Origin of the sequence: Kineococcus gynurae (genome assembly GCF_042433995.1) — a bacterium.
In the GTDB taxonomy this organism is placed as follows: Bacteria; Actinomycetota; Actinomycetes; order Actinomycetales; family Kineococcaceae; genus Kineococcus; species Kineococcus gynurae.
The window spans coordinates 896,689-922,545 of record NZ_JBHLUI010000008.1 but is presented as its reverse complement, the minus strand read 5'-3'; the positions used below and the strand labels follow the sequence as shown (position 1 = coordinate 922,545).

The window sequence follows — 25,857 nt, the reverse complement described above, 5'->3', positions numbered from 1 at the left end:
CTCCCGGCGTGGCCCGCCGCACCTCCCGTCCCGTCCTGCCCCGACCCGATCTCGACGTCCTGGAACCCTCGTCGCTGCGGCCGGTTCCCGGAGACCTGGTCGACGGCCTCGACCTGCACGACCTCGACCTGGGCGGGTCCGACCTCCGCGGCACTCGATTCCTGAACTGCCGGGTCCGGGAGGTGTCCGCCGACGGGATCGACCTGCGCCGCAGCCGGTTCACCGACTGCGCGCTGGCGGAGTGGCGGGGCAGCGAGATGAATCTCGCCGAGGCGACCTGGCGCGAGGTGGAGTTCTCCGGGCTGCGCGTCGGGGCGTTCGCCGGCAGCGGCCTGGTCCTGGAACGCGTCCTGCTGGAGGACGCGCGGGTGGACTACCTGGACCTGCGAGGCAGCACCGTCACCGATCTCACCCTGCGGGGCTGCGACCTGCGCGACGTCGACGCCACCGGGTGCACCTGGACCCGGGTGCGGTTCGAGGACTGCCGTCTGGGCGGCCTGGACACCACCGGGGCGACGTGGCGCTCCGTCGACCTGCGTGGTGCCGAGTTCGCGGCGGGCGCGCAGATCGCCGGGGTGGCCGGGTTGCGCGGCGCCGTGGTCGACGACGCCCAGCTCCTGCTCCTCGCGCCGCTGCTCGCGGCCGAGCTCGGCCTGCGCGTCGAACCCTGAACCCGTCCCGAGGGCCGATCCTCGGCATCTCGATCCCGAGGCCGGGGGCGCTCAGTCCGTCGCGGCGCGCACCACCCGGGGCCGGAGGTCCTCGGCGGGCGGGTCCCACCGGTGGGCGTCGGCGTCCACCTGCTCCCCCGACCGGATGTCGCGGACCTGGTCCCCACCGTCCTCGGCCGCGCCGGCGAACCACACGAACGGGATGCCCCGTCGTTCCGCCGCCCGGATCTGCTTGCCGAACCTGGCCGCGTCCGGGGAGATCTCGGCGGCGATCCCACGGCGGCGCAGCGCTTCCGCGGTGCGCCGCGCCGCAGGACGGGACTCCTCGTCGACGAGCGCGACCCACACGCAGGTCGGGGTGCTGCGCGAGGCGGCGAGCACCCCGCGGGTGAGCAGCGGCACCAGGGCCCTCGTCACCCCGAAGGAGATCCCTACCCCCGGGTAGGTGGTGCGTCCGTCGGAGGCCAGTGCGTCGTAGCGACCGCCGGAGCAGATCGACCCCAGCGACTCGAACCCCACCATGCGCGTCTCGTAGACGGTGCCCGTGTAGTAGTCGAGGCCGCGGGCGATCGAGAGGTCGGCGACGATCTCCACCCGTTCCGGCGCGATCCCCGCGGTGGCCTCGAGCACGGCGACCAGGGCCTGGAGTCCCTCCTCCAGCAACGGGTCGGAGACGCCCAGGGCGCGCACGCGGTCCGCGACACGGGCGTCGGTCCCCGTGATCGCGGCCAGCGCCAGGCAGGCCTCGGCCTGTTCCTCGCCCAACCCGGCGGTGGCGACGAGGTCGGCCCGGACCGCCTCGGCCCCGATCTTGTCGAGCTTGTCCACCGAACGCATGACGGCGGCCGGGTCGGCCGCGCCGAGGCCCCGGTAGAAACCCTCGATGAGCTTGCGGTTGTTCACCTGCATCCGCAGCGGCGGCAGGGGCAGCGAGGTCAGCGCCTCGGCCATGACCAGCGCCATCTCGGCCTCGTGATGCCCGGGCAGGGTGTCGCGCCCCACGATGTCGATGTCGGCCTGGCAGAACTCCCGGTACCGACCCTCCTGCGGGCGCTCCCCGCGCCACACCTTCTGGATCTGGTAGCGCTTGAACGGGAACACCAGGGTCCCGGAGTTCTCCACCACGTAGCGGGCGAAGGGCACGGTCAGGTCGAAGTGCAGGGCGAGACCGTCCTCGGCCGCACCGTCCGCCGCCTCGCCGGGTTCCTCGTGGACCCGCCGGACGACGTAGACCTCCTTGTCGATCTCCCCCTTGCGCAGCAGTTGCGAGAGGGGTTCGACCGCCCGGGTCTCGAGGGAGGCGAAACCGTGCAGCTCGAAGGTGCGGCGCAGTCCGTCGAGGACCTGCTGCTCGACGATCCGCGAGGCCGGGGAGAACTCCGGGAACCCGGACAACGGGCGGGGGCGGGCCATGGGTCAGAACTCCTTCTCGGACGCCGGGGGGACCAGCTGCCGCAGGTAGGGATTGACGGCGCGTTCGCGCCCGATCGTGGTGGCCGGACCGTGGCCGGGGGCGACGTCGGTCCCGTCCGGCAGGGGCAGGACTCGGGTGGCCAGGCTGTGCAGCAGGGCGGCGGTGTCCCCGCCGGGCAGGTCGGTCCGCCCGACCGAGCCCGCGAAGAGCACGTCGCCGGACAGCAGCAGGTCCTCCCGACCCGGGCGCCGCACGGCGAACATGACCGACCCCTCGGTGTGCCCGGGGGCGTGCACCACGTCGACCTCCAACCCCGCCAGCCGCAGGGTCTCGCCGTCGGTGACCTCGACGACGTCCGAGGGCTCCTGCCAACGCGTCTCCGGCCCGAACTCGGCCGCGAGCGCCGCCCGCAGCTGCGGACCGAGGCCCCCCAGGGGATCGGCGAGCCGGTAGCGGTCGGCCCCGTGGATGCGGGCCGCGACACCGCCCGCGGCGCAGACCGGGGTGACGGACCAGACGTGGTCGAGGTGCCCGTGGGTCAGCAGGACGGCGGCCGGTCGCAACCGGTGCGCCCGCAGCCGGTCCAGCAGCTCCGCCTCGACCCCGATGCCCGGGTCGACGACCAGGCACTCCTCCCCGGCGGCCGGGGCGAGGACGTAGCAGTTGGTCCCGAACGCCGCCGCCTCGACGACGTCGACGAACAGACCCGTCGACGGGTGGCCGGGCGGGGCGGGAGGCACCGGAGCAGGGTAGCCGTCGGCCGTCCGCGTCCCGGTCGGACCGGGGCGGACCCGTCCCAGCGGCACGCGCGGGTGGGCCGGCGGCACCGGGGGCCCGGCGGGGCGTGGGCGTCCGCCGGGCCCCTCCCCCGAGCCACGCCCGGGCGGGGCTCGCAGGTCCATCTCGCGGCCGTCGTCGTCCTGGGGGATGCACCGCCAGGCCGACGACGGGTCCGATCCCGTTGTTGGATCGGTCCCGAGGAGAACGCCGCGGGGCGCCGCCAGGACGGCGTGGGGCCGAGTGGAGACCTTCGAGCCACGCCTTAGACTCCGGTGGGTGAGCGAGCAGCCCCAGGAGCCGGCGTCCACCCAGGACGTGCAGGACACCCCCACCACCGAAGCCACCCCCGAGACCGCGGCCGGGACCGACCCGGGTGCCGAGACCGGCACCGACGCCGGGACGGACGCCGGACCCGGCGAGGAGTCCGCCCCGGAGTCCGTCGACGGCGCGTCGGCCGACGCCGAGCGCCCGGCCCCCGTCCCGCAGCCGGGTCCGCGTCCCGGGCCGGCCCCGCGACGGCGCCCGGCGCCCCCGGCGTCCGGACCGACCCCCGCCGAGGCGGGGGCACCGTCCGCCCCCGCGGCGACCGAGGTCGCGCACCTGACCTCCGTCGACCGGGAGGCGGCCGCCGCCTTCGGCCGTGTCGACGAGAACGGCCAGGTCTGGGTCCGGCGCGGCGACGGGGAGCACGAGGTCGGGCAGTACCCCGACGCGGGTCCGGCCGAGGCGCTGGACTACTTCGTGGACAAGTACGAATCCCTGGTGGCCCAGGTCGACCTGTTCGAGCAGCGGCTGCGCAGCACGGAGCTCTCCGGCAAAGACATCGACGCCGGGGTGAAGCAGCTGCGCACCGCCATGGCCGAGACGCGCGCGGTCGGCGACCTGGACGCCCTGGCCCACCGGGTCGAGGCGCTCGCCACGATCGCCGAGGACGCCCGCGCCGCGGCCGACCGGGCCCGCGCCGAGTCGCGCGAACGCCAGCGCGCGGCCCGCACGGCCATCGTGGAGGAGGCCGAGACCATCGCCGGGCAGGACCCGGAGAAGGTGCAGTGGAAGCAGTCCGGCGAGCGGCTGCGCGACCTGTTCGAGGAGTGGAAGACCGCGCAGCGCGACGGTCGCCTGGACAAGCGCAGCGAGGACGAGCTGTGGAAGCGGTTCAGCCACGCGCGCAGCGGTTTCGACCGCATGCGCCGGCACCACTTCGCCGCGCTCGGTGAGCAGCGGTCCTCGGTGCGCCAGGTCAAGGAGAAGCTCATCGCCCGCGCCGAGGCGCTGGCGACCTCGACCGACTGGCGGGGCACGTCGACCGCCTACCGGCAGCTCATGGACGAGTGGAAGGACGCGGGCCGGCTCGGCCGCAAGGACGACGACGCGCTCTGGAACCGGTTCCGGGCGGCGCAGGACGTCTTCTTCGCCGCCCGGGCCGCGGCCAACGACGAGGTCGACGCGGAGTTCCGCGAGAACCTCGCGGTCAAGGAGAAGCTGGCCGACGAGGCCGAGACCCTCCTGCCGATCAAGGACCTGAACCAGACCAAGGCCCGGCTGCGCGACCTGCAGGAGCGCTGGGAGGCGGCCGGCAGGGTCCCGCGTGGCGACATGCAGCGCATCGAGGGGCGCCTGCGGGCGGTCGAGAACGCCGTCCGCGACGCCGAGCAGCACAAGTGGACGGCCTCCAACCCCGAGGCCAAGGCGCGCGCCGAGGGGGTCGTCGGGCAGCTGGAGTCCGCGATCCGCGACCTGCAGGCCGACGTCGACAAGGCGCGCGCCACCGGCGACGCCCGTCGGCTGGCCAAGGCCGAGGAGGCGCTGGCCGCCCGTCAGGCGTGGCTGGAGTCGGCTCAGCGCACCCTGCGCGACGTGGGGCGCTGACCCCCGGCGCCGCGCCCCGGGCACCGGTTCCGACGCACCCCGGCCCCGCTCCCGTCCACAGGACGAGGCGGGGCCGTCGTGCGTCCACAGGCAGTCCATCCCGGCCCGTCCGCAGGTCCGCGGTGCGCTGGGATCAGGTCGTGATGAACACCCCCGCGTCCTGGGCGACGACCCGACGCCGCCCGTCCTGGCTCCCGGCCGCTCCCGAGGACGACCCGTTCGACCCCGGTGCCCCGTGGCGACCGGTCACCCGGGCCGAACTGGTCGCGGCGGCGGCCGACGTCCGCGACGGACTGCTGCGGCGGGTGCTCGGACCGGTGGTGGTGAGCCGGGGTTCCCCCGACAGCCTCGGGGTGCGCGCCGCCGCGGCCCGGCTGTGCCTGCCCCCCGGGGCGGTGCTGCTCGGCGACGGCGCCCGCTGGGTCCGTGAGGGAGGCGCCCCTCCAACGCGCCTGGAGGTCTCCGGCGCCCGCATCGCTCCGCGCGACCGGGGCATCCCGGTGCGCGTGCGCCCGCTGCCCCCGCAGGCGGAGGTGGTCGTCGTCGCCGGTCTACGGCTGCTGGCGGCTCCCCCGTCCCCGGTCCGCCCGCCGGGACCGGCTCAGGTGCGGTAGGCGTCGAAGACGCCGTCGACCTTGCGGACGGCGTTGAGGACGTGGCCGAGGTGGTTCGTCTCGGCCATCTCGAAGGAGAACTTGGACACCGCGACCCGGTCGCGGCTCGTGCTGACCGAGGCGGAGAGGATGTTGACGTGGTTGTCCGAGAGGACACGGGTGACGTCGGAGAGCAGGCGGGCCCGGTCGAGGGCCTCGACCTGGATCTGCACGAGGAAGGTGCGCGTCCCGCTGGCCGCCCACTCGACGTCCACGATCCGCTCCGGCTCCGTCCGGAGCCGCTCGACGTTCTCGCAGTCGTCGCGGTGGACCGACACCCCGGCGCCGCGGGTCACGAAACCGACGATCGGGTCCCCGGGGACCGGGGTGCAGCAGCGGGACAGCTTGACCCACACGTCGTCGCTGCCGCTGACCACGACCCCGGAGTCCCCGTTGCGCGGACCGCGCCGGGGCTGGCCCGGAGTGGTGATCTCGGCCAGGTCCTCCTGGGCCGCGGCCTCCCCGCCGATGGCGGCGACCAGACGCTCCACGACGTTCTGGGCCGAGACGTGCCCCTCACCGACCGCCGCGTACAGGGCCGCGACGTCGGTGTAGCTGAGGTCGCGGGCCACGGCCAGCAGGGAGTCGTGGGTCATCAGGCGCTGCAACGGCAGGTTGTGCTTGCGCATCGCCTTGCCGATGCTGTCGCGCCCGGACTCGACGGCCTCTTCGCGGCGCTCCTTGGAGAAGTGCTGCTTGATCTTGGTCCGGGCCCGGGCGCTCTTGACGAAGGTGAGCCAGTCCCGACTGGGCCCGGCCCCGTCGGCCTTGGACGTGAAGATCTCGACCATGTCGCCGGACTCGAGCGCGGAGTCCAGGGAGACCAGGTTGCTGTTGACCCGGGCCCCCATCGTGCGGTGCCCCACCTCGGTGTGGACCGCGTACGCGAAGTCGACCGGGGTGGCCCCGGTCGGGAGGGGGATGATCTTGCCCTTGGGGGTGAAGACGTAGACCTCGTTGGCGTTGATCTCGTGCCGGAGGTTGTCGAGGAACTCCTCGGGGTCGGAGGCGTCGCGCTGCCAGTCGGCGACCGAGCGCAGCCAGGCCATCTCCGAGACGCCGTCGCCCTTGCCGCGCCGGGTGGCGGTCGGGTCGTCCTTGTACTTCCAGTGCGCGGCGACGCCGTACTCGCTGTCGCGGTGCATGTCGTGCGTCCGGATCTGCACCTCGACGGGTTTCCCGCCGGGCCCGATCACGCTGGTGTGCAACGACTTGTACATGTTGAACTTGGGCATCGCGATGTAGTCCTTGAACCGGTTGGGCACCGGGTTCCAGCGCGCGTGCAGCGCACCGAGGACGGCGTAGCAGTCGCGCACCGACTCGACCAGGACCCGGACCCCGACCAGGTCGAAGATGTCGTCGAAGGAGTGCCCCCGCACCATCATCTTCTGGTAGATCGAGTAGTAGTGCTTGGGCCGGCCGGTGACGGTGGCCCGCACCTTGGCGTCCTTGAGGTCCTCCTCGATCTGGCGCCGGACCCCGGTCAGGTACTCCTCGCGGGCCGGGGCGCGCTCGGCGACCAGGCGGACGATCTCGTCGAACCGCTTGGGGTAGAGCTGGGCGAAGGACAGGTCCTCCAGCTCCCACTTGATGGTGTTCATGCCCAGGCGGTGGGCCAACGGGGCGTAGATCTCCAGCGTCTCGCGGGCCTTCTTGCCCGCGGAGTTCGAGGAGACGTAGCGCCACGTGCGGGCGTTGTGCAGGCGGTCGGCGAGCTTGATGACCAGGACGCGGATGTCCTTGGCCATCGCGACGACCATCTTGCGCACGGTCTCGGCCTGGGCCGCGTCGCCGTAGGTGAGCTTGTCGAGCTTGGTGACCCCGTCGACGAGCGCCGCGATCTCGACCCCGAACTCCTTGCGCAGGTCCTCGAGGGAGTAGTCGGTGTCCTCGACGGTGTCGTGCAGCAGGGCAGCGGCCAGGGTCTCCGGCCACACGCCGAGCTCGGCCAGGATGGTCGCGACCGCCACCGGGTGCGTGATGTAGGGGTCGCCGGACTTCCGGTTCTGCCCCTGGTGGGCCGCCTCGGCCCGGGCGAAGGCCTTCTCGACGATGGCGAGGTCGGCCTTGGGGTGCGTCACCCGCACGGTGCGCAGCAGCGGTTCCAGGACCGGAGACACCGCGGTGGACCGGTGCTGCCCGAAGCGGGCCAGGCGCGACAGCATCCGACCGGCGGTCACCGGGCCGGTGTGGGCGTCGCGACGCCGGTCGGCGCCCACCGGGGCGGCGGGGACCGCGACGACCGCGGACGAGGAGGGGGCCGAGACAGGGGTAGCGGCGGGGGTCGCGGACGACGGCTCCCCCGCAGGGGCGTCGCGGACCGGCTCGGGCGGCTCGACGGCGTGCGAGGTCGAGGTCTGCACCTCCGTACGATCCGCCATGGCGATCCCCTTCCGGTCCTCGATCGAGTCTAGGACTCCGAGCGGGTGGACCGGGCCATCGGTGCGGTCACGACCGCGCCAGGGCGGTGACCTCGTGACCGGACAGCGCCGCCCGACCGGGCAGGAAGGTCAGTTCGAGGAGCACGGCCACCCCGACCACCTCGGCGCCGGCCTCGGCCAGCAGGCCGGCCGCAGCGGCGGCCGTCCCCCCGGTCGCGAGCACGTCGTCGACCAGGAGGACTCGCGAGCCCGGGTGGACCAGCTCGGGGTCGACCTCGACCGCGGAGCGGCCGTACTCGAGGTCGTAGTCGCGGCGCAGGGTGCGTCCGGGCAACTTGCCGGCCTTGCGGACCGGCCAGAAGCCGAGGCCGGCCCGGGCCGCGGCCGGGGCCGCCAGGACGAACCCGCGGGCCTCGATCCCGGCGACGGCCTCGGCCCCCGCGGTCGCGGCGATCGCGGCGAAGGCGTCGACCACCTCGGCGAAGGCGACCGGGTCGGCCAGGAGCGGGTTGATGTCCTTGAACCCGACCCCCGGACGGGGCCAGTCGGCGACGTCGCGGACCCGCGCGAGGATGCGTGCCTCCCGCCCGGCCGCGGCCGCGCCGTCCAGCTGGGTGCTCACGCGGTGCTGGGTTCCGGGGCGGCACCCTCCCCGGAACGGGCCGAACGGACCTCGGCGTCCAGGGTCTTGACCCGGTTCTCCCGGCGACGGAGGTCGACCAGCAGCGGGGTGGCGATGAAGACCGAGGAGTAGGCCCCGACGAGCATCCCGACGAAGAGGGCGAGGCTGATGTCGCGCAGCGTGCCCGCGCCGAGCAGCAGGTCCCCGATGAAGAGGATGGCCGCGACGGGCAGCAGGGCGACGATCGACGTGTTGATCGAGCGGACCACGGTCTGGTTGACGGCCAAGTTCGCCGCCTCCTCGAACGTGCGGTTGCGCTTGAGGAAGGCCTCGGTGGTGTTCTCGCGAACCTTGTCGAAGACCACGACGGTGTCGTAGAGGGAGTAGCCGAGGATCGTCAGGAACCCGATCACCGACGCGGGGGTGACCTCGAACCCGACCAGCGCGTAGACCCCGGCCGTGATGACGAGGTCGTGCAGCAGGGCGATGAGCGAGGCCAGCGCCATGGTCCAGGTCCGGAAGTACAGGGCCATGACCAGCGAGACCAGGACGAAGAACACGACGAGACCGGTCAGCGCCTTCTGGGTCACGTCCTGGCCCCAGCTCGGACCGATGCTGGTCGAGGTGACCGCCGAGGTGGGGACGTCGTAGGCGGTGGCCAGCGCCTGCCGGACCTCGTCGAGCTGGTCGGTGCTCAGCGTCACCGTCTGCACGCGGACGCTGTCGGTGCCGACCTCGGTGACCTCGGGGACCGTGTCGGTGAGGACCCCCTCGACGGCCTCGCGCCCGACCTGCTCGCCGCTGGCCCCGGAGACCCGGAACTCCGAGCCGCCCTCGAACTCGATGCCGAAGGTCAGACCCGGCTTGAACAGCAGGACGATCGAGACCAGGACGGTCACCGCCGCGATCAGGTACCAGCGCTTGCGTCGGGCGACGAACGGGAAGCTCGTCTCACCGGTGTAGAGCCGGTTGCCCATCGATGCCATGCCCATCAGGCGTCCCCGTCCTCGGTGCTGCGATCGGCGGGACCGGCTGCGGCCCGGGCCTTCTCCCGTTCCTGTTCCCGTTCCTGCTCCCGTTCCCGGGCCCGGCGCTCCGCGACCGTCTCGCGCCGCGCCCCGCCGTGCAGGGCGAACCTGGCGACGACCGACCCGAGGTGCTCGGGGTCGAAGCCGGACAGCTTGTGGCCCCCGCCGAAGAACTTCGTCCTGGCCAGCAGGGCCACCACCGGGTGCGTGAACAGGACCACGATCAGGACGTCGATGATCGTGGTGATGCCCAGCGTGTAGGCGAACCCGCGGACGTTGCCGACCGCGAGGATGTAGAGGACGACGGCCGAGAGCAGGCTGACCGCGTCGGAGATGATGATCGTGCGGCGGGCGCGCTTCCACCCGGCCTCGACCGCGGAGGCCAACGAGCGACCGTCCCGGATCTCGTCTCGGACGCGTTCGAAGAACAGGATGAACGAGTCGGCCGTGACGCCGATGGCGACGATCAACCCCGCGACCCCGGCGAGGGAGAGCCGGAAGTCCTGCAGCCAGCTGAGCATGAGGATGACGCCCCAGTTGAGCAGCCCGGCCAGCAGGAGGCTGCCGACCGTGACGAGCCCGAGGGCGCGGTACTGCAGCAACGAGTACCCGATGACCAGGGCGAGACCGATGATCCCCGCGATGATCCCGCGCTGCAGCTGCTCGGCCCCGAGCGTGGCCGAGATCTGCTCCTCGGTCTGCACGTCGAAGCTCAGCGGCAGCGCCCCGAACCGGAGCTGCTGGGCCAGCGCGTCGGCGCTGTCCTGGGTGAAGTTCCCGGTGATCTCGGCCCGGCCGCCGGGGATGGTCTGCGACACCTGGGGGGCCGTGACGACGAGCCCGTCGAGCACGGCGGCGAACTGGTTCTGCGGGGACTGCAGCTGGCTGATCCGCTCGGTCAGGTCGCGGAAGATGGTCCCGCCCTCGCTGTCGAACTGCAGGTCGATCTTCCAGCCACCGGTGACCCGGCCCTGGCTGTTGGTGGCCTGCGCCGCGGTCGCGTTGGTGAGCTGGGTGCCCTCGATGGCGGTGGGCCCGAGGACGTACTTGGCCGCACCGTCCTGGCTGCAGGTGACCAGCACCTTGGCCGGGTCGTCGTTGATCCCGCCGGTCCGGTTGGCCGGGTCGCTGCAGTCGAGCCCGACGAAGAGCCGCTGCACGTCGGGGGTCAGCTGGGCGAGGTCGCTGGAGTCCGTCGGCGACGCGGTCGGCGAGTCGGTGGGCTGACCCGGTCCGTTGCTCGCGGTCGGGGCGGTCGTCGCCCCCTCGGTCGGAGCGGCCGTCGTGCCCTCCGGCGCGGGGTTGGTCGGCGCGGGGGTGGTCGGCGCGGGGGTGGTGGCCGCCTGCAGCGCGGCCGGCGCGGCGGCGCCGTCGGAGCTGGGGGCGGGGGTGGCCGCCGGGGTGGCCGCCGGGGTGGTCGCGGCCGGGTCCGTGGCGGTGGCGGTGGCCGCGGGGTCGGTCGCCGGGGCGGTGGCGGCGGGGTCGGTGGCGGCGGGGTCGGTGGCGGGGTCGGTGCTGGGCGCCGCGGCCTGCCCGTCGCTCGCGGCCGCGACGAGCACGGGCCGCATCCGCAGCTGGGCGGACTGCGCGATCAGGTCGAGCTGCTCGCGCGTGGCCTGCCCGGGGATGGACACCGAGATGTTCTGCCCGCCCTGGACCTGCACCTGCGCCTCACCGACGCCGGTCGCGTCGATGCGCTGGCTGATGATCGAGACGGCCTGGTTCAGCTGGTCGGCGGTGACCTGCCGGTTGGAGCCCTCCGTGGGCCGCGGGGTCAGGATGACCTGGGTGCCCCCCTCGAGGTCGAGGGCGAGACCCGGGCTCCAGCTCGCGGACCCCCACTTCACGCCGGCGGCGACCCCCCCGAAGAGGAGTGCGGTGATGACGGCGAGGAGGACGAGCACCCGCCCCGGGTGCGACCGGCGGATGGGGGCGCCGTGCCGGACCCGGGGGGGACGCTGCGGCGCCCCGGGCGAGGAGGAGTCGTTGGACACAGATGAACCTCGGAAGCTGATGTGGCGAAAGGAGCGGCAACCGCCGTCCCCCGATCAGCGCACAGTGTGGCACTCCCCGTGGACGACTCCTGCCAACCGTAATGACCGAGTCTCCCTCTCGGAGCGCATCCGGTCAGCTACGGCGCGTGTCGTCCTCGGCGCCGGCGGGCTTGGTCAGGTCGATCCCGCCGACGGAGTCCTCGGTGGTAGCCGCGGACCCGGGCGTGGTCTCGACCGGGGTGTCGGCGTTCGTCAGGACGCGGGCGACGGCCCGACGGCTCCACCGGGTCACGACCCCGGGAGCGATCTCGAGCTGCACCGCGTCGTCCTCGACCCCGACGACCCGCCCGTAGGTGCCGGACGTCGTCATGACCTCGGAACCGGGCGCGACGCTGTTCTGCAGCTGCTGCTGGTTCTTCTGCTGCTTGCGGGTGCGCGTGATCATCCAGACGAGCAGCGCGCCCATGAGCAGCAGGAAGAAGAGTTGGCCTTCCACGGGAGTTGTCCCCTCTCACGCCCCAGCGGGGTCGATTGCGCGCCGGGGCCCGCGCCCGACGCGGTATGCCGGGCACGGCTGACCAACGCCGGCCCGGGACGGGGGGTTCCCCGGCGACCCGGCGGTGGTGGTCCCCGAGTCTAAGGAGCGCCGGGCCCGGTCTCGTCCAACGGCAGCTGCCAGCCTCCCGGGGCGTCGCGCGGCGGGGTCAGCCCGAGGTGGGCCCAGGTCTGCGGCAGGGCGACCCGACCGCGCGGGGTGCGTCCCAGCAGACCCTCCCGGACGAGGAACGGCTCGGCGACCGTCTCGACCGTCTCCGCCTCCTCCCCCACGACGACCGCGAGGGTCGAGAGCCCCACGGGCCCCCCGCCGAATCGACGGCAGAGCGCCTCCAGCACGGCGCGGTCGAGCCGGTCCAGACCGAGCTCGTCCACCTCGTAGACCTCCAGCGCCGCCCGGGCCGCGCGCCGGTCGACGATGCCCGAGCCGCGCACCTGGGCCCAGTCCCGGACCCGGCGCAGCAACCGGTTGGCGATGCGCGGCGTGCCGCGCGAGCGACCGCCGATCTCGGCGGCCCCCTCGGCGGTGAGCTGGACCCCGAGCAGCTGCGCCGAACGACGCAGCACGAGGACGAGCTCCTCGGGCGTGTAGAAGTCGAGGTACCCGGTGAACCCGAAACGGTCGCGCAGCGGCGCCGGCAGCAGCCCGGCCCGGGTGGTGGCCCCCACCAGCGTGAAGCGCGGCAGCTGCAGCGGGATCGCGGTCGCCCCCGGCCCCTTGCCCACGACGACGTCGACCCGGAAGTCCTCCATCGCCATGTAGAGCATCTCCTCGGCGGGGCGGGCCATCCGGTGGATCTCGTCCAGGAACAGCACCTCACCCTCGTCGAGGGAGCTCAGCACGGCCGCGAGGTCGCCGGCGTGCTGGATCGCGGGCCCGCTGGACTGCCGCAACGGGGCGCCCATCTCGGACGCGACGATCATGGCCAGGGTCGTCTTGCCGAGCCCGGGCGGACCGGAGAACAGCACGTGGTCGGCCGGCGCCCCCCGGGCCCGCGCCGCGTCCAGCACCAGGGAGAGCTGCTCCCGCACGACCTTCTGCCCGACGAACTCCGTCAGGCCGTGCGGCCGCAGCGCCGACTCGGCCGCACGTTCCTGCTCGTCGGCACCGGTCGTCACGATGCGTTCCGAGGGGCTCATCGGCCGGAGAGGTGTCGCAGGGCGGCCCGCAGGACGGCGGGCACCTCGGCCGGCTCCAGGCTCAGCCCCCCGTCGGGTCCACCGGCCAGGACGGCCTCCACCGCGTCCCCGGCCTGCTTGGCCGGGTAGCCGAGCCCGGCCAGGGCCTCGACCACCTGGGCGCGGTGCGCATCGGCCGGTGCCACCGCGGCGGGGACGGGGACGCTCGCCGCGCCGAGGGCGGGGCCGAGCCGGTCGCCGAGCTCCAGGCAGATGCGCTGCGCCCCCTTCTTGCCGATGCCGGGGACCCGCATCAGGGCCGCGTGGTCCTCCGCGGCGACCGCCGTGCGCAGCCCGTCCGGACGGTGGACGGCGAGCATGGCCAGGGCCAGCCGGGGACCGACCCCGGAGACGGTCTGCAGGATCTCGAACACCTCGCGCTCGTCCGCGTCGGCGAAGCCGAACAGGGTGAGCGAGTCCTCGCGCACGACCAGGCTCGTCGCGAGCGCCGCCTCCTCCCCGACCCGCAGCCCCGCAAGCGTGGCGGGCGCGGCCATGACGAGCATGCCGACGCCGCCGACCTCGACGACGGCGGAGTCCAACCGGACGCCGAGGACCCGGCCCCGCACCGACGCGATCACGAACCGACCTCCCGCACCCCGGACCCCGGCCCGGACGAACACCTGTACGACGGCTCACGGTAGACCAGGCGGCGGTCCGCCTCCCGGCGCGACATGCCGGACCGGGCCGGCCGGGGCAGAGTCGGGCCGTGGACGAGCACAGCGGCAACCCGCGTCAGAACGTCACCTTTCCCTCGGCCACGGCCGGCGGCCGGGCCCACGGCTACCTCGCCCGGCCCGCCGGGCCGGGGCCCGGGGTCCTCGTCATCCAGGAGTGGTGGGGCCTCGACGACCACGTCGCCTCGATCGTCGACCGGTTCGCGGGCGAGGGATTCGTGGCGCTGGCCCCCGACCTCTACGGCGGGCGGGTCGCGCACGACGCCGAAGAGGCCGCGGGCCTGCTGCGCGAGCTGCCGGTGGAGCAGGCCGTGCGCGACCTGGCCGGCGCGGTCGACCACCTGCTGGCCGACGACGACGTCACGTCCACCGCGGTCGGCGCGGTCGGCTTCTGCATGGGCGGCGCCTTCGTCCTGCGCCTGGCCGCCCAGCAGGGGATGCGGGTCGGGGCGGCCGTGCCCTGGTACGGCCTGCCCGACCCGGGCACCGACTGGACCGGCCTCACCGCCCCCGTCCTGGGGCACTTCGGCGCCGAGGACACCTCCGTCCCCCTCACCGCCGTCCGCGAGACCGAGACCCGGATCGAGGAGGCGACCGGCGTCCGCCCGGAATTCCACGTCTACCCGGCCCCCCACGCGTTCTACAACGACGAGCGACCCAACTACCGCCGCGACAGCGCCGAGCTCGCCTGGCAGCGCACGGTCACCTTCCTCCGCGCCCACCTCACCCCCTGACCCGTCCCTCCCCACCCCTCCGTGATCAAGGAATGGGTCGACCGCCGCCCCATGCTTCCCACCCGCACCGTCCGGAGGGTGTGGCGCACGGGGCGGAGAGCAGTCATTCCTTGATCACGGGGAAGTTCAGCCCGAGGGGACGGGATGGAGAGGGTGGGTCAGCGGGTGGGGAGGCGACCGAGACGGGCGAGGCGCTCGGCCTCGGCGTAGCCGTTGCGGCGGCCGGTGACCAGGGCGCGGTGGGCCGAGACCTGCTGACGGGCCAGACCGCCGCCGCGCCAGAGGTGGCACACGGCGAGGGCCAGGGCGTCGGTGGCGTCCGCGGGACGGGGGGCCTCGGCGAGGCCCAGGATCCGGGTGATCATGGCGGCGACCTGGGCCTTCTCGGCCCGACCGGACCCGGTGACGGCCGCCTTCACCTCGCTCGGCGTGTGCATCGCCACCGGCAGACCGCGGCGCGCCGCCGCCACCAGGACGAGCCCCGCGGCCTGCGCCGTCCCCATCACCGAACGCACGTTGGCCTGGGCGAAGACCCGTTCGACGGCGACGACGTCGGGCGCGTGCTCGTCCAGCCACTCCCCCAGCCCGGTGTCGATGCCGAGCAGGCGGGCCTCCACCGGGTCCGCGGCCGGTGTCCGCAGCACGCCCACGGCGACGAGCTCGGCGCGACCGCCCGGCCGCGAGTCGACGACCCCCAGACCGCAGCGGGTCAACCCCGGGTCCACCGCCAGAACGCGCACGGCCCCCACCCTCGCACGGGGCGAGGACGGGGGCCGGGAGCCTGACGGGGGGTGTCGCCGCAGGTCAGGCGTCCTCGAGGGCCGCCATCACGTCGTCGGAGACGTCGAAGTTGGCGAAGACGTTCTGCACGTCGTCGCAGTCGTCGAGGGCGTCGACGAGCTTGAACACCTTGGCGGCCCCGTCGGCCTCGAGGGGGACCTCGACGCTCGGGACGAAGCTGGCGTCGGCGGAGTCGTAGTCGATGCCCGCGGCCTGCAGGGCCTCACGGACGGCGACGAGATCGGTCGCCTCGCTGATCACCTCGAAGGTGTCGCCGTTGTCCTTGACCTCCTCGGCGCCGGCCTCGAGCACGGCGGTCAGCACGTCGTCCTCGGTGAGGTCGTTGCCGTCCTTGCCGATCACGACGACGCCCTTGCGGCTGAACATGTAGGCGACCGACCCGGGGTCGGCCATGGACCCGCCGTTGCGGGTCATGGCCGTCCGGACCTCCATGGCCGCCCGGTTCTTGTTGTCGGTGAGGCACTCGACCAGGAGCGCCACGCCGTTCGGGCCGTAGCCCTCGTACATGATCGTCTGCCAGTCGGCTCCGCCGGCCTCGGCCCCCGACCCGCGCTTGACGGCGCGGTCGATGTTGTCGGCGGGCACCGAGGTCTTCTTGGCCTTCTGGATGGCGTCGTACAGCGTCGGGTTGCCCGCCGGGTCACCACCACCGGTGCGGGCCGCGACCTCGATGTTCTTGATGAGCCGTGCGAAGCTCTTGGCCCGCTTGGCGTCGACGACGGCCTTCTTGTGCTTGGTCGTCGCCCACTTGGAGTGGCCGGACATCTGTTCCTCCGCTGTTGACTGCTGTCGCCTGCGTGCTCAGCCCTGCTGGCGCGCCACCCGTTCGCGGACCATCCCGACGAAGAAGCGGTGCACCCGGTCGTCCCCGGTGATCTCGGGGTGGAACGACGTGGCCAGCAGGTCGCCGTCGCGCACGGCCACGATCCTACCCGCGGCCGGTCCCGACCCCACCCGGGCGAGGACCTCGACCCCCGGACCCGCTTCCTCCACCCAGGGGGCCCGGATGAAGACGGCCCGCAGGTCCGGTCCGGTACCACTGACGCCGGCCATCGGGAGGTCCTCCTCGTAGGAGTCGACCTGGCGACCGAACGCGTTGCGCCGCACCGTGATGTCGAGCCCACCCAGGGTCTGCTGGTCCTTCGCGCCGTCGAGGATGCGATCGGCCAGCAGGATCATCCCGGCGCACGAGCCGTAGACCGGCAGGCCCTCGGCGATGCGCGCCCGCAGGGCCTCCCGGAGCTCGAACACGCGCAGGAGGCGGTCGATGGTGGTCGACTCGCCCCCGGGCAGCACCAGGCCGTCGACCGCGGCCAGTTCGGCCGGTCGGCGCACGGTGACGGCCTCGGCCCCGCCGCTGACGAGGGCGGCCACGTGCTCGCGGACGTCGCCCTGCAGGGCCAGGACGCCGACCCGGGGACGGGGGTCGGACCCCTCGGACGGCGTGGGGGTGGCGGGTGCGGAACTCACCGGGCGAGGGTACGGGGTCCGACCCGCCCGACCGACCTCAGTCACCGATCGTGCGGGGCTCCCCGGTGAACCGCGCGGGCAGCTCGGCCAGCAGCGCGGGCAGCGTCGTCGGGTAGTAGGTGTCCCCGGAGGCAGCGAGGTCGGCGGGGTCCCACCACCGCAGGTCGGTGAGGACGTCGGACTCCATCGCGGTCCAGCCGTCGCGGGACAGCGTGACCGTCGAGTCCAGCCGAAGGACGTAGAACTCCTCGCTCTGCCGGCACGGCTGGCCGAAGAACGGGAAGTCGGCGACCCGCCGCCAGACCGGCCCCTCGAAGGCGTCCTCGGCGGCGTCGATGCCCGCCTCCTCGCGCAGCTCCCGGCGGGCGGCGCGGCGACCGTCCTCCCCCGCCTCACGGCCCCCGCCGACGGTGAACCACCACTGCTCCCCGGGACGGGTGGGGTCCCCGCCGCGGACGAGCAGCACGCGTCCCGCGTCGTCGAGCACGACGACGCGGGACGCGTCACGGGTGCGCAGCCCGTCAGGGCCGTAGCCCCACTCGGGACCGAGCGGGTCGGACGTCACCAGCCGCGCTGGGCCAGCCGGTGCGGCTCGGGAATGGCCTCGACGTTGAGCCCGACCATGGCCTCGCCGAGCCCGCGCGACACCTTCGCGATGACGTCGGGGTCGTCGTGGAAGGTGGTGGCCTTGACGATCGCCTCGGCCCGCTGGGCCGGGTTGCCGGACTTGAAGATGCCGGAGCCGACGAAGACGCCGTCGGCGCCGAGCTGCATCATCATCGCCGCGTCGGCCGGGGTGGCGATGCCGCCGGCGGTGAAGAGGACGACGGGCAGCTTGCCCTGGCGGGCGACCTCGGCCACCAGCTCGTAGGGCGCCTGCATCTCCTTGGCCGCCACGTACAGCTCGTCCGGGGCCATCGAGCGCAGCCGGTTCAGCTCACCGCGGATCGTGCGCATGTGGGTCACGGCGTTGGAGACGTCACCGGTGCCGGCCTCGCCCTTGGAGCGGATCATCGCCGCGCCCTCGGTGATGCGGCGCAGCGCCTCGCCCAGGTTGGTGGCCCCGCAGACGAAGGGGACGGTGAACGCGTGCTTGTCGATGTGGTGGGCGTAGTCGGCCGGGGTGAGCACCTCGGACTCGTCGATGTAGTCGACCCCGAGGGACTGCAGCACCTGGGCCTCGACGAAGTGGCCGATGCGGGCCTTGGCCATGACCGGGATCGACACCGCGGAGATGATGTCCTCGATCATGTCCGGGTCCGACATCCGGGAGACGCCGCCCTCGGCGCGGATGTCGGCGGGCACCCGCTCCAGGGCCATGACCGCGACGGCCCCGGCGTCGGCGGCGATGCGGGCCTGCTCGGCGGTGACGACGTCCATGATGACGCCGCCCTTCAGCATCTCGGCCATCCCGCGCTTGACCCGGGCGGTCCCCAGGACCGGGCCGTCGCCCTCCGGGGTGCTCGTCACGTCGGTGGTCACGTCGGTGCTCACGCTGCTCGCCTCGCGCTTCTCGATGGGAACTACTCCTGAGACGGTCCAGTCTACGAGCCGTCGAACCCGGTCCCGTCGCGCCCACCGTCGGCGAAGTCGGCCGTCTCGGGCAGCCGTGCGTGCCCGGCCAGGTGGGCGATCCGGACCAGCCGCTTGCCCCGCAACCGCCGGGTCTGCACGACCGCGTCGTCGTGGAAGCGCCGGGCCAGCTGCACCCGGTGCGCGGCCTCGCGGACCCGTCGACCGGCCCCTCCGGGATCGTCGGGGGCGACGTCCGGCCCCACCCCCTCCGGGACCGCCCAGCGGATCGCCTCCGTGAGGTCGCTCTCGGCCGCCCAGCGCGCCGCGTCGTCGGCGTCGGAGACGTCGCGCAGGGCGGCGGGCGTGCGCGGGGCGTCGAGCGCCGCGGTCGCCGCGTCCACCAGGACGAGGGACGCGGCCGGGTCGAGCGTCCCCCCGGCGGCCAGTTCCAGCGCGGCCGAGGCCCTGCGGGTCAGCTCGATCTCCAGCGCCGCCCGGGAGGTCTCGACCCGGTGGTGCAGCCGGTCCAGGCGCTGGGCCGTCGTCGAGAGCCACCAGGCCAGGGCCGAGAGGACCAGGACGACGGTCAGCGCCCAGATCAGGGCGATCACCGTCGCCGCCCGTCCCCGACCGGGGGCAACCCGGCCCGGACGGTCTCGTAGACGGCGAGGACCTGGGCGGTCACCGTCGACCAGTCGTAGCGTCGGGCGGCCCGGGCCCCGGCGAGGGCCAGGCGCCGACGACCGACCGGGTCCTCCAGCAGTCCGAGGACGGCCTCGGCCGCCGCGGCCGGGTCCCCGGTGGCGAACAGCCGTCCCGCCGCGCCGTCGTCCAGCACCCGACGGAAGGCGCCGAGGTCGCTGGCCGCGACGGCGACCCCGGCGGCCATGGCCTCGACCAGGACGATGCCGAAGCTCTCCCCACCGGTGTGCGGGGCGAGGTACACGTCGGCCGAGGCCAGCAGCGCGAGCTTGTCCGCGTCGGGCACCGGCCCCAGGAACTCCACCGCGGTCGGGTCCGCCAGGCGGGCCCGCGCGGTGCCCACGTCACCGCGCCCCGCGACGACGAACCGGGCGCCGGGGTGGCGGGCCCGGATCCGGGGCACGGCCTCGGCCAGCACGCCGAAACCCTTGCGCGGCTCGTCGAGCCGACCGACGAAGGCGATCACGGGCGCCTCGGGGGTGCCGGTGAGACGGGGGTCGGGCCGGGCCGCGGCGAACGCGTCCACGTACACGCCGTTGGGCACCACGACGGCGTCCCCGCCGATGTGCTCCACGAGGGTGCGGCGCGCGTCCTCGCTCACCGCGATGCGGGCCGAGATGCGTTCCAGACCGGGCCGGAGCAGGGGGAACGCCGTCTGCATGGCCCGGCTGCGCAGGATCGCGGTGTGGAACGTCGCGACGACCGGGACGTCGACCGCGGCCCAGAGCCCGAGCATGGACACGCTGGGCGAGAGCGGCTCGTGCAGGTGCAGGACGTCGAAACGGCCCTCGGCCACCCAGCGGCGGACCTTGCCCGCGACCACCGGGCCGAAGGAGAGCCGGGCCACGGACCCGTTGTAGGGCACGGCCACCGCCCGCCCGCACCCGTCGGCGAACGGCGGCAGGGCCGGGTCGCCGTCGTCCCCCGGGGCGAGCACGCGGACCTCGTGACCCCGACCGCCCAGGGCGGCGGCGAGGTCGCGGACGTGGAACTGCACGCCGCCGGCCACGTCGAAGGAGTAGGGGCAGACGATCCCGATCCTCACGGCACCCGTCCGGGCTCCGGCCCGGGACCGCGGGCGCCGTCCTCGGGGTCGTCGTGGAAGAACGGCTGCAGGACGTGCCAGTCCGCCGGGGAACGGCGCACCGCGGCCGCCAGCTCGTCGGCCACCTGCTGGGTGAGGCCCCCGACCTGCTCGCGCCGGGGCGCGTCGACGGGTTCCAGGGGTGCGGTGAACGTCAGGTGCAGCCGCCACCGGGCCCCGGTCCGCCGGGCCGGGTCGCGGCGCGGCAGGGGTTCGGTCCGCAGGCCCACGACGACCAGTGCCGCGCCCGAGGCCAGGGCCAGCCAGGCGGGCCCGGCCGGGATGCGGGCCGGGGCACCCCCGAAGTCGACGGGCACCCCGTCGCCGCCCAGGTCGCGGTCCCCGAGGAGGGCGACGAACTGCCCCGAACGCAGGCGTCGCAGCAGCGTCGCGGTGGTCCCCGCGTCGCCGAGGGGCAGCACCTCGATGCCGAGCCGGGCCCGCTGGGCCACGAACTCCCGGTAGAGCTCCGGCGGTTCGAGCCGCTCGGCCACGGTGAGCACCGGCCCGAGGTGACGGGCGGCCCAGGCCCCGGCCTGGTCCCAGTTGCCCTGGTGCGGCAGGGCGGCGACGACTCCCCGCCCCTCGGCCAGGATCGTCCGGACCGCGGCGTCGCCGTGGGCGACCACGGTGACGTCGACGCGTCGACCGCTCCAGGCGGGCAGCCGGAACAGGTCGACCCAGTAGCGGGCGTAGGCCCGCAGCCCGGCGGTGAGGAGGTGGTCGACCTCGTCCGGAGGGAGGTCGGGCCGCACCCGGGCGAGGCTGCGGCGGTACTGGGCGACCCGGTCCCCCCCGGCCCGGGCCAGGCGGGCGGCCACGGCCTCGGCGACCGCGAGGACCGCGGGCTCGGGCAGGTGGGGCAGCACCCGCCACCCGAGCCGGAACCCGAGCAGCGCGCGGTTCACGGGCGGTCGGCGGCCGCGGCCAGCACCTGCCGCCGGACGGTGGCCATCCGCTGCCCGATGGTGACCGCGCTGGCCAGGGCCAGCAGGGCGAGGACCACCGTGAGGACCTCGGTGGGCAGCCCGAGGCCGACGAACCCGGTCGTCACCAGGACCGCGACCAGCCGGTCGGACCGTTCGGCGATGCCCACCGCGGCGGTCATCCCGACCCCCTCGGCCTTGGCCCGGATGTAGGGCACGATCCCGCCGAGGACGAGGCAGAGAAGGGCCAGCCCCGCGGTGAGCTCGGAGTCGCCGCCCCGGGCGAACCAGACCACGAGCCCGCCGAAGACGGCGGCGTCGCCGAACCGGTCCAGGCAGGAGTCGAGGAACGCCCCCCACGGCCCGGAGCGACCCTGCGCCCGGGCCATGATGCCGTCGAGGGTGTCGGAGAACACGAACACGGTGACCGCGATCGTGCCCCAGAACAACTCCCCCCGCGGGTACAGCAGCAGGGCGCTGAGGCAGACCCCGAGGGTCCCGACGATCGTGACCGCGTCCGGCCCGACCCCGAGCCGCAGCAGCAACCGGGCCAGCGGGGAGAACAGGGTGGTCACCGCCGCCCGCGCGTACTTGTTCAGCATCGCGACGTCCCCGGCCTCACGCGGCCGGCCAGGCCGCGGCCAACCGGAGGCGGGTGTCCTCCAGCAGCTCCGGCAGCGCCTTGGTCCGGCCGATCACGGGCAGGAAGTTCGCGTCGCCACCCCAGCGGGGCACGACGTGCTGGTGCAGGTGGGCGGCGATCCCGGCACCGGCCACCTCGCCCTGGTTCATGCCCAGGTTGAAGCCGTGCGGCGCCGACGTCGCGGCGAGGACCCGGACGGCGGTCCGGGTGAGCGCCGTGAACTCCCGCAGCTCCGCCTCGTCGAGGTCGACGTAGGAGGAGACGTGGCGGTAGGGGCACACCATGAGATGACCGGGGTTGTACGGGAACAGGTTCAGCACCACGAAGCAGAGCTCGCCCCGGTGGACGATCAGACCGTCGGCGTCGGAACCGTGCGGGGCCCGGCAGAACGGGCACTGCTCGGCGTCGTCGGGGTCGGCCGGTTTGCGGTCCCCACGGATGTAGGCCATCCGGTGCGGGGTCCACAACCGTTCGAACCCGTCGGCGGCCCCGGCGAACCCCTCGGCCGCCTCGACGCGGACCTCCGGGTCGGACCCCGACGGTGGCGGGTCCCCCGCGGCCGACCCCACGGCGCTCAGACCTGCACCCGGCGCGCGACCGCGTCGACGATCTTCTCGACCGCGTCCGCGACCGCGACCCCGTTCTCCTGGCTGCCGTCGCGGTAGCGGAACGACACGGCCCCGTTCTCCACGTCCTCGGCACCCGCGATGAGCAGGAACGGGACCTTCTGCTTGGTCCAGGTACGGATCTTCTTGGGCATGCGGTCGTCGGCGTCGTCGACCTCGACGCGGATCCCCCGCCGACGCAATTCGGCCGCCACCTGCTGCAGGTGCTCGACGTGGGCGTCGGCCACCGGGATCCCGACGACCTGCACGGGGGCCAGCCACGGGGGGAAGGCGCCCGCGTAGTGCTCGGTCAGCACGCCGAAGAACCGCTCCAGGGAACCGAACTTGGCCGAGTGGATCATCACCGGCTGCTGCTTGGTCCCGTCGGCCGCGGTGTACTCCAGCTCGAAACGGGCGGGCTGGTTGAAGTCGTACTGGATGGTCGACATCTGCCACGTGCGCCCGATGGCGTCGCGCGCCTGCACCGAGATCTTGGGGCCGTAGAAGGCGGCCCCGCCCGGGTCCGGGACCAGTTCCAGACCGGTGCCCTCGGCGACCTCCTGCAGCACCGCGGTGGCCTTGGCCCACTCCTCGTCGGAACCGATGAACTTGTCCGAGTCCCCGCGGGTGGACAGTTCGAGGTAGTAGTCGTCGAGGCCGAAGTCGCTGAGCAGACCGGTGACGAAGTCGAGCAGGTGGCGGATCTCCCCCGGCGCCTGCTCGGGGGTCACGTAGCTGTGCGAGTCGTCCTGGGTCAGCCCGCGGACGCGGGTCAGCCCGTGCACGACCCCGGACTTCTCGTAGCGGTAGACCGACCCGAACTCGAAGAACCGCAGCGGCAGCTCGCGGTAGGACCGTCCGCGCGAACGGAAGATCAGGTTGTGCATCGGGCAGTTCATGGCCTTCAGGTAGTACTTCGAGTTCTCCAGGGCCATCCCCGGGAACATCGTGTCCTCGTAGTAGGGCAGGTGCCCCGACGTCTCGAACAGCCCGCCCTTGGAGATGTGCGGGGTCCCGACGTAGGAGAACCCCTCCTCGATGTGCCGGCGGCGGACGTAGTCCTCCATCTCCCGCTTGACCACCCCACCCTTGGGGTGGAAGACGACGAGACCGGAACCGATCTCGTCGGGGAAGGAGAACAGGTCCAGCTCGACGCCGAGGCGGCGGTGGTCGCGGCGCTCGGCCTCGGCCAACCGCTCCTGGTAGGCCTTCAGCTCGTCCTTGCTCGGCCAGGCCGTCCCGTAGATGCGCTGCAGCTGCGGGTTCTTCTCGCTGCCCCGCCAGTAGGCCGCCGCCGACCGGAGGAGGGCGAAACCGTTGCCGGACAACCGGGTGCTGGGTACGTGCGGCCCGCGGCAGAGGTCGCGGAAGGCGACGGACCCGTCGCGGCGGAGGTTGTCGTAGATCGTCAACCCGCCCTCGCCGACCTCGGCCTCGGCCCCGTCGGCGGCCTCGCCCGCGCTGGACTTCAGCCCGATGAGTTCCAGCTTGTAGGGCTCGTCGGCCATCTCGGCGCGCGCCTCGTCGTCGCCGACCTCGCGCCGGACGAAGCGCTGCCCCTCCTTGACGATGCGCTGCATCGTCTTCTCGAGGGTCTTCAGGTCCTCGGGGGTGAAGGGACGCTCGACGTCGAAGTCGAAGTAGAAACCGTCCTTGATCGGCGGGCCGATGCCGAGCTTGGTGCCCGGGAAGTGCTGCTGGACCGCCTGGGCCATGACGTGCGCGGTGGAGTGGCGCAGCACGGCCAGACCGTCGGGGTCGGACACCGGGACGCCCTCGACGACGTCGCCCTCGGCCAGCTCGTGGCTGAGGTCGCGCAGCTCGCCGTTGACGCGGGCCACCACGACGTCGCGCTGCTCGGTGAAGAGGTCCCCCGCCGTCGTGCCGACGGGCACCTGCTGCGCCTCGCCGGATCGGGTGACGGTGAGCTGGGCGGACACTGCTGGCCTCCGGGGCGTCGCTGGGCGGGACATCGGCGGAACGGTGGGCGGCGCCCGAGGCGCTGCGCAGCGACTCTAGCCGGGGCCCCCGACAGGGTTCCGGCGGCGCACCGCGTCCCCGACCCCGACCCGCCCCGGGCGCAGCACCTCGGCGAACGACCCCGCGCAGTGCCGAGGGGTCGCCCCCAGGCGCAGCGTCACCGGGCCGACCTCGAGCACGTCGCCCTCCACGGGGTCCTCGGGCCAGCCGTCGGTGTCCAGGACCAGGTTCGCGCGCGAGGAGTCCCCCGCCCCCTCGACGCGGCGCGCGCGCAGGGTGACCACGTGCACCGCGGCCACCTGCCGGGCACCGCCCGTGACGGGTTCGAGGTGGACCTCGGCGAGTCCCAGCCGGGCCGCCACGGCCCGCAGGTCGCCCGGACCGGCCGGGGGGGCCGCCACCCGCGGCGCCCCGGGGGGACCGTCGAGGGCGAGCGAGCGCAGCGCGGGGTGGTGCTTGGCGACCAGGGTCTCGGTGCCCGAGGCGAGGACGAACCCGCGATCGCCCAGCAGCCCCTCGGCCCGGACCTCGACCGCGGGCAGCGAGAGGCCGGGAACGGACTTGACGGGGAAGACCTGGACCTGCAGGAGACGACCGGGGATCATCGACGACCTCCCGGGGACGGCCCGCCGTGACGGCGGACGGTCGAGGTGGGTGGGCGATACTGGGTTCGAACCAGTGACCCCTTCGGTGTGAACGAAGTGCTCTACCACTGAGCTAATCGCCCGGAATCGACGCCGGAGCGCGACTCGGTGTGAGAACCATACCGTCTCCCCGCAGCGCTCCCGACCACCGGGCGCCCGGGTCGGCCGGGGTGGGCACGAGGGGTCAGGACTGCAGGCCGGGGACCTGGCGCAGTTCGGCGCGGACGAACTCCGGGGTCCACCCCGGGATGCCGGCCCAGACCAGGTAGCCGTAGACGAGCGCCCCCACGCACACCGCCGAGGCCGAGGCGAGCGCCACCCGGACCGTCCAGGACCGCCGCCCGAGCCAGGCCGTCCAGGCGTGCAGCTGCCGCCGTCCGAAGGCGTGCAGGCGACGGGCCCAGTGGAACTCGGTGCCCAGCAGGGCCAGTCCGAGGAAGACGATCAGCCAGCCCGGGCCGGGCAGGGGCACCAGGGCGAGTCCGACCACGACCACGACGGAGCCGAGGACGCCGACGACCGTGCGGTAGATGCGGTCCTTGTGGGCGTCGGCCCGCAGCCGCTCGCGCCGGTCGCGGTAGACGTGGCGGAACCGCTCCAGGCGACGGCGGCGGATCGAGCGCTGCCGGGGCGAGGCCACGGACTCCTCGGTCGCCGCCTCCGCCGACCGGGCCGCCGAGCGCACCTCCGCGTCCCCGCCCGCCCGGTCGGCCCGCGCCGCCTCCGCGGCGGGCGGGGCCTGACCCGACTGCGCGTCCACCCCCGCAGTGTCCTCCGCGGCCGGGGCGTGCGCAGCGGCGGTTCCCGCGCGCGGGCGTGCGGACGACCCCAGGGTCGCCGCCTCCCGGGATGGCACCGTCCGCACGGGCTCCACGCTCCTTCCCGGTCCCTGGACCGGTCCTCGACGTCGTCGCGTCACGGGAGGTCCAA

Annotated in this window: 26 protein-coding genes and 1 tRNA gene; 4 read left to right on the top strand and 23 right to left on the bottom strand. The window is 74.0% G+C overall.

Translation table 11 applies throughout. The annotated features are described in order from the left end of the window. Positions 1-8: 8 nt before the first annotated feature. Entirely contained in the window at positions 9-671 is a 663-nt protein-coding gene (locus tag ACFFKU_RS10725) for a pentapeptide repeat-containing protein (protein WP_380137786.1), read from the top strand. A gap of 51 nt (positions 672-722) precedes the next feature. Here ACFFKU_RS10725 and hisS read toward each other — a convergent pair whose 3' ends face one another. Further along, positions 723-2,084, bottom strand: coding sequence for a histidine--tRNA ligase (gene hisS / locus ACFFKU_RS10720; RefSeq protein WP_380137784.1), 1,362 nt, complete (start codon positions 2,082-2,084; stop codon positions 723-725). A 3-nt stretch (positions 2,085-2,087) separates the two neighbouring features. Then, positions 2,088-2,789, bottom strand: coding sequence for an MBL fold metallo-hydrolase (locus tag ACFFKU_RS10715; protein WP_380138081.1), 702 nt, complete (start codon positions 2,787-2,789; stop codon positions 2,088-2,090). Between the two features lie 352 nt (positions 2,790-3,141). Between ACFFKU_RS10715 and ACFFKU_RS10710 the strand changes: the two genes are divergently transcribed. Further along, entirely contained in the window at positions 3,142-4,734 is a 1,593-nt protein-coding gene (locus ACFFKU_RS10710) for a DUF349 domain-containing protein (RefSeq protein ID WP_380137782.1), read from the top strand. A 140-nt stretch (positions 4,735-4,874) separates the two neighbouring features. Next, on the top strand, positions 4,875-5,348 hold the full coding sequence (locus ACFFKU_RS10705; protein ID WP_380137781.1) for a hypothetical protein: 474 nt from the start codon (positions 4,875-4,877) through the stop codon (positions 5,346-5,348). Here ACFFKU_RS10705 and ACFFKU_RS10700 read toward each other — a convergent pair. The 7 genes from ACFFKU_RS10700 to ruvA all read right to left on the bottom strand — a co-directional run bounded on the left by ACFFKU_RS10700 (position 5,336) and on the right by ruvA (position 13,727). Then, the gene (locus ACFFKU_RS10700) at positions 5,336-7,768 is read right to left on the bottom strand and encodes a RelA/SpoT family protein (protein WP_380137780.1); all 2,433 of its coding nucleotides are present in this window, start codon (positions 7,766-7,768) and stop codon (positions 5,336-5,338) included. The genes ACFFKU_RS10705 and ACFFKU_RS10700 overlap by 13 nt on opposite strands. 67 nt (positions 7,769-7,835) lie before the next feature. Further along, positions 7,836-8,390 carry an adenine phosphoribosyltransferase gene (locus ACFFKU_RS10695; RefSeq protein ID WP_380137779.1) on the bottom strand — a complete coding sequence of 185 codons (555 nt, stop codon included), beginning with the start codon at positions 8,388-8,390 and terminating at the stop codon, positions 7,836-7,838. Next, entirely contained in the window at positions 8,387-9,382 is a 996-nt protein-coding gene (gene secF / locus ACFFKU_RS10690; RefSeq protein ID WP_380137777.1) for a protein translocase subunit SecF, read from the bottom strand. The genes ACFFKU_RS10695 and secF overlap by 4 nt, the downstream gene beginning before the upstream one ends. Next, entirely contained in the window at positions 9,382-11,412 is a 2,031-nt protein-coding gene (gene secD, locus ACFFKU_RS10685) for a protein translocase subunit SecD (protein WP_380137776.1), read from the bottom strand. Before secD ends, secF begins: the two co-directional genes overlap by 1 nt. A 133-nt stretch (positions 11,413-11,545) precedes the next feature. Then, positions 11,546-11,908 (bottom strand): preprotein translocase subunit YajC, encoded by a 363-nt coding sequence (yajC, locus tag ACFFKU_RS10680; RefSeq protein WP_380137775.1) that lies wholly within the window; start codon positions 11,906-11,908, stop codon positions 11,546-11,548. Positions 11,909-12,048: 140 nt separating this feature from the next. Beyond that, entirely contained in the window at positions 12,049-13,107 is a 1,059-nt protein-coding gene (ruvB, locus tag ACFFKU_RS10675) for a Holliday junction branch migration DNA helicase RuvB (protein WP_380137774.1), read from the bottom strand. Next, the gene (gene ruvA / locus ACFFKU_RS10670) at positions 13,104-13,727 is read right to left on the bottom strand and encodes a Holliday junction branch migration protein RuvA (RefSeq protein ID WP_380137772.1); all 624 of its coding nucleotides are present in this window, start codon (positions 13,725-13,727) and stop codon (positions 13,104-13,106) included. Before ruvA ends, ruvB begins: the two co-directional genes overlap by 4 nt. 128 nt (positions 13,728-13,855) lie before the next feature. Between ruvA and ACFFKU_RS10665 the strand changes: the two genes are divergently transcribed. Then, positions 13,856-14,557: a dienelactone hydrolase family protein gene (locus ACFFKU_RS10665; protein ID WP_380137770.1), complete on the top strand. Its 702-nt coding sequence runs from the start codon at positions 13,856-13,858 to the stop codon at positions 14,555-14,557. A 158-nt stretch (positions 14,558-14,715) separates the two neighbouring features. Here ACFFKU_RS10665 and ruvC read toward each other — a convergent pair whose 3' ends face one another. The 14 genes from ruvC to ACFFKU_RS10595 all read right to left on the bottom strand — a co-directional run bounded on the left by ruvC (position 14,716) and on the right by ACFFKU_RS10595 (position 25,687). Continuing rightward, complete coding sequence (gene ruvC, locus ACFFKU_RS10660) at positions 14,716-15,297, bottom strand: crossover junction endodeoxyribonuclease RuvC (RefSeq protein ID WP_380137769.1); 582 nt, start codon at positions 15,295-15,297, stop codon at positions 14,716-14,718. 64 nt (positions 15,298-15,361) lie between these two features. Then, complete coding sequence (locus tag ACFFKU_RS10655) at positions 15,362-16,123, bottom strand: YebC/PmpR family DNA-binding transcriptional regulator (protein WP_380137767.1); 762 nt, start codon at positions 16,121-16,123, stop codon at positions 15,362-15,364. 36 nt (positions 16,124-16,159) lie between these two features. Then, complete coding sequence (pdxT, locus tag ACFFKU_RS10650) at positions 16,160-16,828, bottom strand: pyridoxal 5'-phosphate synthase glutaminase subunit PdxT (protein WP_380137765.1); 669 nt, start codon at positions 16,826-16,828, stop codon at positions 16,160-16,162. 37 nt (positions 16,829-16,865) lie between these two features. Further along, complete coding sequence (locus ACFFKU_RS10645; RefSeq protein WP_380137764.1) at positions 16,866-17,393, bottom strand: NUDIX hydrolase; 528 nt, start codon at positions 17,391-17,393, stop codon at positions 16,866-16,868. Next, a complete protein-coding gene (gene pdxS / locus ACFFKU_RS10640) occupies positions 17,390-18,322 on the bottom strand; it encodes a pyridoxal 5'-phosphate synthase lyase subunit PdxS (RefSeq protein ID WP_380137763.1) in 933 nt (310 codons plus the stop codon). The genes ACFFKU_RS10645 and pdxS overlap by 4 nt, the downstream gene beginning before the upstream one ends. Before the next feature lie 50 nt (positions 18,323-18,372). After that, positions 18,373-18,954 (bottom strand): hypothetical protein, encoded by a 582-nt coding sequence (locus ACFFKU_RS10635; protein WP_380137762.1) that lies wholly within the window; start codon positions 18,952-18,954, stop codon positions 18,373-18,375. Beyond that, positions 18,951-20,090 (bottom strand): glycosyltransferase family 4 protein, encoded by a 1,140-nt coding sequence (locus tag ACFFKU_RS10630; protein WP_380137760.1) that lies wholly within the window; start codon positions 20,088-20,090, stop codon positions 18,951-18,953. The genes ACFFKU_RS10635 and ACFFKU_RS10630 overlap by 4 nt, the downstream gene beginning before the upstream one ends. After that, positions 20,087-21,037 carry a phosphatidylinositol mannoside acyltransferase gene (locus ACFFKU_RS10625; protein WP_380137759.1) on the bottom strand — a complete coding sequence of 317 codons (951 nt, stop codon included), beginning with the start codon at positions 21,035-21,037 and terminating at the stop codon, positions 20,087-20,089. Before ACFFKU_RS10625 ends, ACFFKU_RS10630 begins: the two co-directional genes overlap by 4 nt. Next, positions 21,034-21,657 (bottom strand): phosphatidylinositol phosphate synthase, encoded by a 624-nt coding sequence (pgsA, locus tag ACFFKU_RS10620; RefSeq protein ID WP_380137758.1) that lies wholly within the window; start codon positions 21,655-21,657, stop codon positions 21,034-21,036. Before pgsA ends, ACFFKU_RS10625 begins: the two co-directional genes overlap by 4 nt. Before the next feature lie 16 nt (positions 21,658-21,673). After that, on the bottom strand, positions 21,674-22,267 hold the full coding sequence (locus ACFFKU_RS10615) for an HIT family protein (protein WP_380137757.1): 594 nt from the start codon (positions 22,265-22,267) through the stop codon (positions 21,674-21,676). A gap of 5 nt (positions 22,268-22,272) precedes the next feature. Continuing rightward, positions 22,273-24,243: a threonine--tRNA ligase gene (gene thrS / locus ACFFKU_RS10610; RefSeq protein ID WP_380137756.1), complete on the bottom strand. Its 1,971-nt coding sequence runs from the start codon at positions 24,241-24,243 to the stop codon at positions 22,273-22,275. A 75-nt stretch (positions 24,244-24,318) separates the two neighbouring features. Next, positions 24,319-24,888 (bottom strand): MOSC N-terminal beta barrel domain-containing protein, encoded by a 570-nt coding sequence (locus ACFFKU_RS10605; protein WP_380137755.1) that lies wholly within the window; start codon positions 24,886-24,888, stop codon positions 24,319-24,321. Between the two features lie 50 nt (positions 24,889-24,938). Beyond that, positions 24,939-25,010: transfer RNA gene (locus ACFFKU_RS10600), tRNA-Val, on the bottom strand. A 101-nt stretch (positions 25,011-25,111) separates the two neighbouring features. Further along, positions 25,112-25,687: a TIGR02611 family protein gene (locus tag ACFFKU_RS10595; protein ID WP_380137753.1), complete on the bottom strand. Its 576-nt coding sequence runs from the start codon at positions 25,685-25,687 to the stop codon at positions 25,112-25,114. Positions 25,688-25,857 lie beyond the last annotated feature (170 nt).

Bases quoted from the DNA above. Each gene is read 5' to 3' on its own strand.
- hisS (WP_380137784.1), bottom strand. From the start codon at position 2,084: ATGGCCCGCCCCCGCCCGTTGTCCGGGTTCCCGGAGTTCTCCCCGGCC.
- ACFFKU_RS10700 (WP_380137780.1), bottom strand. From the start codon at position 7,768: ATGGCGGATCGTACGGAGGTGCAGACCTCGACCTCGCACGCCGTCGAG.
- secF (WP_380137777.1), bottom strand. From the start codon at position 9,382: ATGGGCATGGCATCGATGGGCAACCGGCTCTACACCGGTGAGACGAGC.
- ruvB (WP_380137774.1), bottom strand. From the start codon at position 13,107: ATGAGCCCCTCGGAACGCATCGTGACGACCGGTGCCGACGAGCAGGAA.
- ACFFKU_RS10655 (WP_380137767.1), bottom strand. From the start codon at position 16,123: ATGTCCGGCCACTCCAAGTGGGCGACGACCAAGCACAAGAAGGCCGTC.
- pgsA (WP_380137758.1), bottom strand. From the start codon at position 21,657: ATGCTGAACAAGTACGCGCGGGCGGCGGTGACCACCCTGTTCTCCCCG.
- ACFFKU_RS10605 (WP_380137755.1), bottom strand. From the start codon at position 24,888: ATGATCCCCGGTCGTCTCCTGCAGGTCCAGGTCTTCCCCGTCAAGTCC.